Source organism: Pseudomonas sp. LABIM340, assembly GCF_040017195.2.
Taxonomy (GTDB): domain Bacteria; phylum Pseudomonadota; class Gammaproteobacteria; order Pseudomonadales; family Pseudomonadaceae; genus Pseudomonas.
Map to the genome: position 1 here is coordinate 3,313,080 of NZ_CM200227.1, position 12,002 is coordinate 3,325,081.

A 12,002-nucleotide genomic window follows, 5' to 3' on the forward strand; every position below is an offset into this window, starting at 1 on the left:
TCCGACTGGGCCGGGCGGGCGACGTTCAGCCCGATTGCCCGACGGTCAGTCGTCGCTGCGGCGCAGGGTGAACAGCGCCAGCGAGCGCGCGCCCAGCGGGTAGGCAGAGCCGAAGTCCCAGCCGTGCTCATGTCCCGGCGGCTCGGCGCTGTCCAGCAGGTACTGCCAGTCGCGGCCCTGGGCCGTCTCCGGGAGGATGAAGTCGACGCCTTCGTGCCCGGCGTTGAGCAGCAGGAGCAGGGTGGCATCACCGCCGCTGCGGCGGATGCCGGTGGGTTGTGCGCGGCCATCCATGAGCATGCCCAAACTGCGCCGTTGCGGGTCGTGCCAGCGGTCCTCGGTCATTTCCTCGCCCTCGGGCGCGAGCCAGGTGACGTCGCGCACGCCCAGCTCCTCGTTGTACTCGCCGACCAGGAAGCGTCCGCGCCGCAGGATCGGGTAGGCCTGGCGCAGGCGGATCAGACGGCGGGTGAAGGCCAGCAGTTCGCGGCCTTCGTCGTCGAGGTTCCAGTCCACCCAGCCCAGTTCGTTGTCCTGGCAGTAGACGTTGTTGTTGCCCTGCTGGGTGCGGCTGAACTCGTCGCCGGCCAGCAGCATGGGCGTGCCCTGGGAGAGCAGCAGCGTGGCCATCAGGTTGCGCATCTGCTGCACGCGCAGGCGGCGGATGCCCTCGTCGCCGGTGGGGCCTTCGATGCCGTGGTTCCAGGAACGGTTGTCGTCGTGGCCGTCGCGGTTGTCCTCGCCGTTGGCCTGGTTGTGCTTGTGGTCGTAGGTGACCACGTCGCGCAGGGTGAAACCGTCGTGGGCGGTGATGAAATTCACCGAGGCATAGGGCCGCCGGCCACGCTGGTCATAGAGGTCGCCCGAGGCGGTGAGACGCCGCGCCAGGTCTGGCAGCTGGCCTTCATCGCCGCGCCAGAAACTGCGCACGGTGTCGCGGAAGCGGTCGTTCCACTCCACCCAGCCGGGCGGGAAGCCGCCCACCTGGTAGCCGCCGGGGCCGCAGTCCCAGGGTTCGGCGATCAGCTTGCGATGGCTCAGCACCGGGTCCTGGCGGCAGGCGACGAGGAAGCTGTGGCGTTCGTCGAAGCCATCGGCGTAGCGGCCGAGGATCGACGCCAGGTCGAAGCGGAAACCGTCCACGCGCATCTCCGTGGCCCAGTAGCGCAGCGAGTCGGTGACCATCTGCAGCACGCACGGGTGGCTCAGGTCGAGGGTGTTGCCGGTGCCCGAATCGTTGACGTAGTAGCGGCGGTTGTCGGCCTGCAGGCGATAGTAGGAGACGTTGTCGATGCCGCGCATGCACAGCGTCGGGCCCAGCTCGTTGCCTTCGGCGGTGTGGTTGTAGACCACGTCGAGGATCAGCTCGATGCCGGCTGCGTGCAGGTGCGCGACCATTTCCTTGAACTCGTTGACGTGGCCGCTGGCGAGGTAACGGGCCTGGGGCGCGAAGAAGGCGATGCTGTTGTAGCCCCAGTAGTTGCTCATGCCCTTTTCCAGCAGGTGCTTGTCGTCGAGGAAACCGTGCACCGGCAGCAGTTCCAGGCTGGTGATGCCCAGCTGCCGCAGGTGCTGCAGCAGCTCGCTGTTCATCAGCCCGGCACAGGTGCCGCGCAGGCGCTCCGGGACGGCCGGGTGACGCATGCTCAGGCCGCGCAGGTGCGCCTCGTAGATGACGGTCTCGTCCCAGGGCACGCGCACCGGTTGCTGCTCGCCCCAGGTGAACGCGGGGTCTATGACCTTGCACTTGGGCACGAATGCCGCGCTGTCGCGCTCGTCGAAGCTCAGGTCCGCCTCCGGCGAGCCGATGGTGTAGCCGAACAGTGATTCGGACCATTTCAGTTCGCCCACCAGCTGCCGCGCGTAGGGGTCGAGCAGCAGTTTGTTGGGGTTGAAGCGCTGCCCGGCGTCGGGCTCGTAGGGACCATGCACGCGGTAGCCGTAGATCTGCCCCGGATGCGCATCGGGCAGGTAGCCGTGCCAGATTTCGTCGCTGTACTCGGGCAGCTCGATGCGCTCGACCTCGCGCTTGCCCTGGGCGTCGAACAGGCACAATTCGACACGGGTGGCGTGGGCGGAGAACAGCGCGAAGTTGACGCCCAGGCCATCCCAGGTGGCGCCCAGGGGAAAGGGACGGCCTTCGGTAACGCGGGACTGTGCTCGTCGGGTCATGGCCGGCTCCTGGGGTCAGATGCTCTGCTTCTTCGTGCGTGGCCTGGGCGCCGCAGGCTTGCTGGGAACCGCTGCTTCGGCCGGGCTGGGCCTGGGTTTGCGCGTCGCGGTAGGCGTCACGGTCGGCGCGCTCCTGGTCGGCTTGGCCTTGGCTGGCGACTTGCGCTCGGCGGGGCTGGGCGTGGGCGCGACGGTTTCGCCTTCGCCCTGGTCCGGCACTTCCGGGTCAGCCTTGGGCAGGCGTCCCTTGCGCCGGGGCGGCTCCTGCAGCAGGGCGGGCTTCTCCGGTTCGCTGTTGCCTTCGAAGCGGGGTTTCACCGCCTCATCCGCGCCATCGGCATTGGCCGCCTCGGTTTCGGCGAGGCTGCGCGCCATGCGCCAGTGGCGGTCGTGCTGGCCTTCCGGGCGTCCCTCGGACTCCCAGATCTGGTAGGCCAGTTCGCGGACTCTTCGCTCGTTGACCTTCATCGTTCACCTCCGGAAATGAGCAGGTTGACCGGGACCTCGCCGAGCAGCTCTGCCAGGCGGGGTTCTCCGTTGTGTGGTTCGACCGGACCGACCAGTCCGTGCCAGCGGACGGCGGCCAGGGAAGAGGGCAGGTGCAGGCGGGTGTCCGCCCAGCGGCTGGACGGCACCTGTGGCAGTGATGAGTCGCCGAGAAGCCCGGCGGCGCAGCGCGGCACCACCACCAGCAGATGCTGGCCGGCGTGGCTGCGGACGAAGGCGACGACCTGTGCCGCGTGCTCGCCGCGCGCCTCCAGTGGCAGGTAGTCGCCCGCCGAGAACAGCGCTGGCCAGCGCTTGCGCAGGCCGAGGGCGTGGGCGAGCAGCGCCTGTTTTACGTGTCCGCTGCGCCAGTCGCGCAGCAGCGTCGGCCAGTCCGGCGGAGTATCCAGCGCCGCTTCGCGGGCAACGAAGTCGGGGGTACGGCGGTTGTCCGGGTCCACCAGGCTGAAGTCCCAGAATTCGCAGCCCTGGTAGAGATCGGGCACGCCGGGTGTGGTGTTGCGCAGCACGCTTTGCGCCAGTCCGTTGAGCGCGCCGGCGGGCATCAGGCTGCTTGCGGCTTCGGCGATGGACCGACGCAACGCTGCACCGGCGTCCTCCAGCAGGATGCCGCTGAGGAACTGCGCGCAGACGCTCTCGTAGGCATCGTTGGGCGCGCTCCAGTCGCTGTCCAGCTTGGCCTCGCGGATCGCCTTGCGCTGCCACTGCCCGAGGCGCTGGTGATACTCGCGCAGGCCGTCGAGATCATCGGCGGCCAGCTCCAGCGGCCAGCTGCCCAGCAGGGTCTGGTAGAGCATCAGTTCGTCGCCGCCGCTGGGGGCCGGGCCGCGTGCGATGTGCTGGCGCAATGGCGCGGCGAGTTTCCACCAGCTCCAGGCCTGCTCGGCGAACCACTCGGCGCGCTCGCTGAGCACCGCCAGGCGCGCCCGGCAGTCTTCGCCGCGCTTGTGGTCGTGGGTGGCGGTGGCCAGCATTGCGTGGGGGAAGTTGCGCAGGCGTTTCAGGCAGGCGAGGTGGAAGGCGTCGACATCGCCGCCCAGCGTCTGCGGATCGAAGCCGACGTCGTTGCGCCCCAGGGCCGCCGCCGAGCGATAGCAGGCGGTGTCCTCCAGGGACTTGGCGGCAATCGGCGGGGTGAGCTGCTGGAAGCGGTCCAGCGCGAGCTTGCGCAGCTGCCGCATCGGCCCCGGCGGCTGGGTGCGCAGCGCTTCGCCGCCGAGCATCCGGTCGAGCCAGCCGAGGGTGCGCTGATCGCCGGGTTCCAGGTGCTGCACGGCCTGCTCCAGGGCCTGGCTGAAGAAGTGCTCGTCCTGCTCGGAACGGCCCAGCGCGTCGGCGTAGGTGCGGTAGACGGGGAAGGCGGCGAGCAACTGGAACAGCGCGCGGCGGATCGAGCCCAGCGGGATGTCGCGGCTGGCCAGGGCGAAGCGGGCGATGTGCCAGAGCTGTTGCGCCAGACCCTCGACATCGCCGGCGAACAGCGAGCCCAGCACGTGCTTGCGTGCCTGGCGGACTTCCTCGGCAAAGCCGTCCTGGCGGCCGCTGACTTCCAGCCACAGGTGGCGCAATGCCGGTTCGCCACGGGCGTCGTGCAACAGCTGCGACACCTGGTTCATGAAGTCGTAACCGGTGCTGCCTTGCACCTTCCAGTCCGCCGGTAACGCTTCGCCGGGGCCGAGGATCTTCTCGACGTAGACCGGCGCGCCACGGGTGGCGCGCCACAGCCGCCGGCAGTAGCCGCGCGGGTCGGCGAGGCCGTCCACATGGTCGATGCGCAGGCCGTCGATCAGCCCTTCGTCCATCAGTTGCAGCAGGTACGCGTGGCTGGCCTGGAACACGTCCGGGTGTTCGGCGCGCAGGCCCACCAGCTCGTTGATGTCGAAGAAGCGCCGCCAGTTGATGTCGTCCGCCGCTACCCGCCAATTGGCCAGACGGTAGTGCTGCTGCTCGATCAGCCGGTGCAGGCTGTGCCAGTCATCGCGGTAGGACACCAGCAGGGTTTCCAGGCGCCCCGCGTCGCGTAGCGGCACGGCGGCTTCCTGGCACAGCGCCTGTGCCAGATGACGCCCCAGCGGGTGATGGTGCAACTCGACGAAGCGCGGCGCCAGGGCCAACAGCTCGGGGCACTCGGTGTGGCAGAGGATCATTCCGTAGCTGGACGGACAGACCGGGAAGCGTTGCTCGCCGTAGCGCAGCAGGAAGCGCGCGCTGGCGACGTCGTAGTCCAGCTGGATACGCCCGGAAGTCACCTCGTCGATGTAGTCCTCGCCCAGGCAGGGCAGCAGCACCTGCTGGTCCAGCAGCGGGTCGTCGCTGTGCCAGCGGATATCGAAGAAGTGCGCGTAGGCGCTGTCCAGGCCCCATTCGAGGACGTCCTGCCACCAGGGGTTGGCGTCGCCGATGCGCATGTGGTTGGCCACGGTATCGACGATCAGGCCCATGCCGTTGCGCCGCAGGCCCGCCACCAGCCGGCGCAGCGCGGGTTCGCCGCCCAGCTCGGCGCTGATGCGGGTAGGGTCGACCGAGTCGTAGCCGTGGCTTGAACCCGGCTGCGCGGTCAGCAGGGGCGAGGCGTACAGGTGACTGATGCCCAGGCGGGCGAAGTAGTCCAGCCAGGGCAGGGCGTCATCCAGGGTGAACCCGCGATGGAACTGCAGGCGCAGGGTGGCGCGGATCTCAGCCATGTTCGCATCCTCCGTCGCCAGTACTGCCGCGGGCGCGGTGCAGGCGCTCCAGGCGTGCGCGCACCGCCGGGTCGTCGAGCATCTCGCCAGCGTTGCGTTCGAAGCGCCGACGCCAGTTCGGGTGGCTGTCGCCGGGCCCCGGGAGGTTCGGCTGCTCGATGCAGGCCAGGGCGTCTTCCAGTGGCAGCAGGACCAGCGGCGCAGGCGTTGCGCCGAGGAATTCGATAGCGCCATCCAGTACCGGGTCGGGAGTGATGCCGCTCTCGCCCAGCGCCCGGCGCAGCGCAAAGCTTTCGTGCTGGCGGGTGTTGCGCTCGTCGGCGGCGGTCTCGCGGGTGCGCTGGCCGAGCTGCTCGCGCCAGTCGATGTCGCGGCCTTTCTGCCAGCCTTCCAGGGTCGGCAGGTCATGGGTGGTGCTGGTGGCCAGGGCGTTGTCCGGCCAGTGCGCGGGGGCGATGAAGCCGCCGTGCTGCTGCTCGAACAGCAGCACGCGCATGCCGAGGATGCCGCGCTCGGCCAGCGCTTCGCGCAGCCCCGGCGGCACGGTGCCGAGGTCTTCGCCGATGATCACCGCGCGGGCGCGCTCGGCTTCCAGGCAGATCAGCCGCAGCAGGTCCTGGATCGGGTAGTCGAGGTAGGCGCCGTCCTGCGCCTCCGAACCGGCGGGGATCACCCAGAGCCGGCGCAGGCCGAGGATATGGTCGATGCGCAGGCCGCCGACATAGCGCAGGTTGGCCCGCAGCATCTCGATGAAGGCGCGGAAGCCGTGGCGGCGCAGGCCGTCCGGGGAGAAGGCGCAGATGCCCCAGTTCTGCCCGGCGCGGTTGAGGATGTCCGGCGGGCAGCCGACGCTGACGCCGGTAAGCAGTTCGTCCTGGCGCATCCACGCCTGGCTGCCGGCAGGCTCGGCGCCCACCGCGAGATCGGCGATCAGGCCGATGCCCATGTCGGCGGCTTTCGCGTCGCGCTGCACCTGCTGCAGGCCACGGGCGATCAGCCACTGGCCGAAGGCCTGCTGACTGATCGCCTGTTCCTCGTCGACCATGAAGTGCCCCAGCTCGGCGCTGCCGGCGTTGCGGTAATCCTCGGGCCAGAAGCGCCAGTCCAGCCCGTCGCCGGCTTCGGCGCGGCGCAGTTGCAGGACCTGGAAGCAGCAATGCTGCAGCAGCTCGGCGCCGCCGAGGCTGCGGAAGGCGAGGAAGTCTTCGTGCAGCTCGCCAGCCTCGCGCTGGAATTGCCTGTAGAGCTGCGTCAGCAGACGGTCGCGCAGGTGGGCGACGCCCAGCCAGTCGATCAGTGGCAGCGCCTGAAGGCGCGCCAGTTCGGCGTCCAGCCCGGCCGCGGCGACCGCCTGGCGTACCGGTTCGTCACCCAGTACCAGGCCGGGGGCGGCATAGAGTTCGTTGAACAGCAGACGACTGGACGGTGAGTAGGGGCTGTAGATGTCCCGCGAGGCGGCACTCATGGCGTGCAGCGGGCTGATGGCGATGGCGTCGGCGCCTTGCGCGGCCGCCGCGCGCACCAGCTGGGCGAGGGCGGCAATGTCGCCGGCGCCGCCGTCCTGCTCGCGGCGCAGCGAGTACAGCTGGGCGGACAACCCCCAGACGCGCTGGCGACCGCCGCAATACTGAGACACCGAGGGGCAGCGCGGCGGGGCGACAGCGAGGACCAGCTCGTGGGGGCCCAGGTGCAGCAGGTAATAGCCGCTGGCTTCGAGCGGCGGAATGCGCCCGTGCTCATCGACATGCCCTTCGCTGTGGCCGCTGTCGTCTTCGTTGAACAGCTTGTAGCGGGTGCCCGGCGTGACCGGCACGCTGACGGCCTGGCCGAGGTCGGCGGTAAGCAGCGGCGGTACCTCGGCGCGCCGACGTTCCAGCGCCTCCAGGCTCTGGCGGATCTGCTCCGGGCTCTGCGCCGGGAAGCCGAGCGCTTCCAGCACCTTGCGCTGCACCTCGGGGGTGAGCCGCTGCGGGCGGTTGTCGGCGTCCATCCAGTCGATGGCCAGGCCCGCTTCACTGGCCAGGCGTTCCAGTTGCGCGTCGCTCATCAGGTCGTCTCCAGGCTGGCGACCATCGCGGTGCCGCCCAGCCAGCCGTGGCGGTAGTGCGCCACGCCCTGGCCGCAGCAGAACAGCACCTGGGCGGCTTCCCCCGGCGGCTCGACGGTGATGTCGTCCGCGCCGAGGTTGAGGTCGATGCGCCACAGGCTGCCGTCGCCGAGCCGCCACTTCGCGCTCAGCGCGCGCTCGCCCAATGGTTGCGCGTCCAGCGCGCGGCTACCGGGCAGGTGCGGAACCAGCCAGCGCTGACGCAGTTGCAGCAGTTCGCGGCAGTGCGCGCGCCAGGTCTCGTCACCGTGCTCGGGGCGAGGTCGGGAGGCCACGTAGGTCTGGTAATCGTTGGGGTCGGGAATCCAGGCGGCGGCGCCCGGCGAGGAGAACCGGCTGAAGCCCCTGAACTCCTCGCGGCGGCCTTCGGTGACGGCCCGCGCCAGTTCGCCCTGGTAATCGGTGAAAAACAGGAAGGGTTGCTGCTCGCCCCATTCCTCGCCCATGAACAGCATCGGCACCATGGGGCTGAGCAGCACCAGCGAGCTGGCCGCGCGCAGGCGGTCGGCGTGGGAGAGGGTGGTCAGGCGTTCGCCCAGCGCGCGGTTGCCGACCTGGTCGTGGTTCTGCAGGAAGACCACGAAGGCCTGCGGACTCAGCCGGCCGCTGGGCTCGCCACGGGCGATGCCGCGGTAGTCGGTCTCGCCCTGGAAGGCGAAGCCCTCGCGCAGGCAGCGGCACAGCTGCTCGATGGGCTGGTGCGAGTAGTCGACGTAGTAGCCCTCGTCCTCGCCCGTGAGCAGTACGTGCAGGCAGTGGTGCAGGTCGTCATTCCACTGGGCATCGAAGCCGTGCCCGTTTTCAGGAGCATCGGTCTGCAACAGGCTTGCCTCGTTGTTCTCGTTCTCCAGGATCAGGTGCAGCTCGCGGCCATCGGCCGCCTGGCGGGCGCGCCCGGCCAGCTCACGGAGGAAGTCCTTGTCGGAAATGGCATGCACGGCGTCGATGCGCAGGCCGTCCACACGGTACCCGCGCACCCACATCTCGGCGTTGCCGATGAAGAACTCGCGCACCGCCGGGTGGCGGAAGTCGATCGCCGGGCCCCAGGGCGTCTGCTGGTCGGCGCGAAAGAAGGTGCTGGCGTACTGGCCGAGGTAATTGCCCTGCGGGCCGAAGTGGTTGTAGACCACGTCGACGAACACCATCAGGCCCAGGCCGTGGGCCTTGTCGATGAGCCGGCGCAGGGTGTCCGGGTCGCCATAGGCGCAGGAGGGCGCGTAGGGCAGCACGCCGTCGTAGCCCCAGTTGCGCCGACCGGGGAAGGCATTGAGCGGCATCAGTTCGATGGCGGTGATGCCCAGCGCTGCCAGCTCTTCCAGCCGTCCCTGGAGGGCCGAGAAGCCGTCGAACAGCCCGGCATGGACTTCGTAGATCACCGCTTCATGCCAGGGCCGCCCGCGCCAGTCCGGGTACAGCCAGCGGTAGGCGTCGGGATCCACCACCCGGCTTTCACCTTCGACGCCGCCGGCCTGGTCCCGCGAGGCCGGGTCCGCCACCAGCAGGTCGTGGTCGATGCGGTAGCGGTAGGTCTGCCCGACGATGGCCGGGACCTCGGCGCCGAACCAGCCGTCCTGGAGCTGTTCAAGGTCGTGGCGTTTGCCTCCGCCCAGTTCCACTGCCACCCGCTGCGCATCGGGCGCCCACAGCGAGAAGCGCACCCTGCCGCCGGGCAGGACCTGCGCGCCATGTCGCCGATCGGGCTGCACCGTCATCGCACGGCCTGCGCCGGCACCCGCTGCAGCAGGCGCTGGTAGAGAGAGGTATAGGGGCGCACGGCTTCGTCCCAGGGCAGTGGCGACTCCATGGCCTTGCAGCGCATGGCGTGCAGCAGTTCCGGGTAGCGGTAGATGTTCAGCGCACGGCGCACGGCGTCGAAGTAGCTCGCCGGCGTCTCGTCGCGGAACAGCAGGCCGGTCACGCCATCGACGATGGTGTCGGCCAGCCCGCCGGTGTGCCGGGCGATGGGCAGCGAGCCGAAGCGCTGGGCGTACATCTGGCTGAGCCCGCAAGGCTCGTAGCGCGAGGGCATGAGCAGGAAGTCGCTGGCGGCATAGATGCGCCGGGCGGTGGTCTCGTCGAAGCCGACCTGCACGCCGACCCGGCCCGGATAGCGCTCGGCCAGTTCGCGCATGGCCTGCTCCAGCTCGGGCTCGCCGCAACCGATGGAGACCAGCCGGCCACCGGCGGCAACCATCTCGTCGGCGATGGCCAGGGTCAGGTCGATGCCTTTCTGATGGACCAGCCGCGAGACCACGGCGAACAGCGGACCGCGGCCCGGCAGCAGGCCGAACTGCTTCTCCACGTAGTCGGCATTGCGGCGCTTGCCGGCCAGGCGTGCCGAGTCGAAGCCTTCGATCAGGTGCGGGTCGGTCTGCGGGTCCCAGCCGGCATCGATGCCGTGGGTGATGCCGCTGAGCTGGCCACGGTCGCGGCGCTGGGCGAGCACGCCGTGCATGCCGCAGCCCAGTTCCTCGCCGGTGATCTCGCGGGCATAGGTTTCGCTCACCGTGGTGATGTGGCTGGCGTGGCTGATGCCGGCCTTGAGGAAGGACAGCTTGCCGTAGAACTCCATGCTCCCCGGCAGGCCGGCCGCTTCCGGCAGGCCCAGCTCCGCGCAGCAGCCCAGCGGGCAGGAGCCCTGGTAGCCCAGGTTGTGGATGGTCAGCACGCTGGGCGTGGCCTGTCCGCGCCAGGCCATGTAGGCCGGGGCCAGCGCGGTGGGCCAGTCGTTGACGTGGAGCAGGTCGGGGCACCAGCCCAGTTGGCTCATGCCGGCACAGATGTCGGCGGCAGCGAGGCTCAGGCGGGCGAAGCGGATGTGATTGTCGGTCCACTCCTGGCCGTTCTGATCGACGTAGGGCGTGCCGGGGCGGTCGTAGAGTTCCGGGCAGATCACCGCGTAGACCACCAGGCCGTCGGCCAGCTTCAACTCGCCGATATCGCAGGCCGGCAGCCCGGCCCGGCCCGCCAGGCGGCCGACGATACGGCAGGCCACGGCGCCCTTGAGCACCTGCGGGTAGCCGGGCAGCAGCACGCGGATATCGTGCTCGGCCAGCAGCGCGCGGGGCAGGGCGGAGGAAACGTCGCCCAGGCCGCCAGCCTTGACGAAGTCGCTGAATTCGGAAGTGGCGAAGAGTATCCGTTTGCGCCGCTGCGGCGGCGTACCATCGGCCGACGGGATCGGGGTGAGGTTGACTGTGGCTTCTTCCAGGCGCACATCGGCCAGCGGGTTGCGCATCATTGACTCCTCGTTTTCGTCTGAGGGGCTGGCGTCTCCTGTCAGCCCCGCGGGTCTCCAAGGTGTTTGTCCTGTCCTGCGGGGGACCGGCCAGCGCACGGCGAAGTTTCGAATTTCTGCCGGCGCGCACTGACGCTCCGCCTGCATCCCGATAAGCACAGGAGCAGCACTGGTCGAAGGTCGTTCAGGCAGGGGCAGAAGGCGTGACGGGGAAATTCCCTGGTCGACAGGTATTGCTCCAAGCAGGGTCCGTACCAGTCTTCGTCGTGGTCGTAACTGACTGATCGGAAGGAAAAATCAGATCCCGGCGTGGCGATGTGCAACCAGCAGAATGCACGACCGAGCCATCCGCCGATTGCAATACGCCCTGCCGCTACGCTTCCCGGCGAACGCCTCCAGCAGTTCGTTATCTGTGTAGAACCGATGACTGCCCAGCCAGTCGAGTGTTCATACAACCTGACCGGGCAGCCAACCGAGGAGCACCGCATGAACGACGCCGACCGCCCACGATTTCCCGCTCCCTGACCTTGCCTGCGCGCCCCGCCCCTACAGGACTGGGGGAGCGCATGGGCGCCAGAGCCTGCCGGAACAGCTCCATGCGGAAACCCCGGCGCTGATTGGTGGCGCCGGATTCGCCGTGTAGGAGCGCGCCATGCCCGCGATCGCGCCCATGGCGCGCTGCTACAGGTCAGCTAGTTACTTCGACGGATGCGCCTTGACCAGTTCCTGCGCCATTTCCAGGTGCTGCTGCAGCACCGGCAGAGTCTTCTGCGCAAAGGCCTTGATCTCGGTATCGGAGGAGTTGTTCGCCGCATCGGTGAACAGCTTCACCGCGTCCTCGTGGGCGCCCACCTGGTTTGTGGCATAGGCGGCATCGAACGACTCGTCCCGTACATCCAGCACCTTCACCTTGGCCTGGTCGACCATGCCTGGCGAGTCGGACAGCTCCAGCTTCTGTTTCCGGGCGATGGCCTTGAGCTCCTCGCCGGCCTTGGTGTGGTCGTCAATGATGTGCTGGGCGAAGGTCTTCACATCGGCAGACTGGCTCTTCTTCAGCGCCAGCCTGGCGGCGTCGATCTCCGCCATGCCGGCGGCGGAAGCTTCGCTGGCGAAGTTCTGCGCCTGCGAGTTGGGATCGTCGGCCAGCAGCGGGCCGGCGAACAGCAACGCGGCCGATACGATCGCGCCGCGCAAGATGGCTGATCCTTTCATGGCTGATCCTTTCATGGGGAGTCTCCCGGTCGGGTGGACTGATCCTCGCCAGGCTGGGCGTCTGTCGAGGCACAGTCGGTTG

7 protein-coding genes are annotated in these 12,002 nt (G+C 69.0%); all 7 read right to left on the minus strand.

Going from position 1 to position 12,002, the window contains the following annotated elements; all coding sequences use genetic code 11:
• Positions 1-45 precede the first annotated feature (45 nt).
• The 7 genes from glgX to ABKS89_RS15300 all read right to left on the minus strand — a co-directional run bounded on the left by glgX (position 46) and on the right by ABKS89_RS15300 (position 11,902).
• Positions 46-2,172 carry a glycogen debranching protein GlgX gene (gene glgX, locus ABKS89_RS15270; RefSeq protein WP_348589970.1) on the minus strand — a complete coding sequence of 709 codons (2,127 nt, stop codon included), beginning with the start codon at positions 2,170-2,172 and terminating at the stop codon, positions 46-48.
• Between the two features lie 15 nt (positions 2,173-2,187).
• Entirely contained in the window at positions 2,188-2,640 is a 453-nt protein-coding gene (locus ABKS89_RS15275; protein ID WP_138215784.1) for a DUF2934 domain-containing protein, read from the minus strand.
• Complete coding sequence (gene treY, locus ABKS89_RS15280) at positions 2,637-5,363, minus strand: malto-oligosyltrehalose synthase (RefSeq protein ID WP_348589972.1); 2,727 nt, start codon at positions 5,361-5,363, stop codon at positions 2,637-2,639. The genes ABKS89_RS15275 and treY overlap by 4 nt, the downstream gene beginning before the upstream one ends.
• Positions 5,356-7,410 (minus strand): 4-alpha-glucanotransferase, encoded by a 2,055-nt coding sequence (malQ, locus tag ABKS89_RS15285; protein WP_348589974.1) that lies wholly within the window; start codon positions 7,408-7,410, stop codon positions 5,356-5,358. Before malQ ends, treY begins: the two co-directional genes overlap by 8 nt.
• Positions 7,410-9,182 (minus strand): malto-oligosyltrehalose trehalohydrolase, encoded by a 1,773-nt coding sequence (treZ, locus tag ABKS89_RS15290; RefSeq protein ID WP_348589975.1) that lies wholly within the window; start codon positions 9,180-9,182, stop codon positions 7,410-7,412. The genes malQ and treZ overlap by 1 nt, the downstream gene beginning before the upstream one ends.
• A complete protein-coding gene (gene glgA / locus ABKS89_RS15295) occupies positions 9,179-10,708 on the minus strand; it encodes a glycogen synthase GlgA (protein WP_348589977.1) in 1,530 nt (509 codons plus the stop codon). The genes treZ and glgA overlap by 4 nt, the downstream gene beginning before the upstream one ends.
• A gap of 696 nt (positions 10,709-11,404) precedes the next feature.
• Positions 11,405-11,902: a DUF4142 domain-containing protein gene (locus ABKS89_RS15300; protein WP_242015402.1), complete on the minus strand. Its 498-nt coding sequence runs from the start codon at positions 11,900-11,902 to the stop codon at positions 11,405-11,407.
• Positions 11,903-12,002 lie beyond the last annotated feature (100 nt).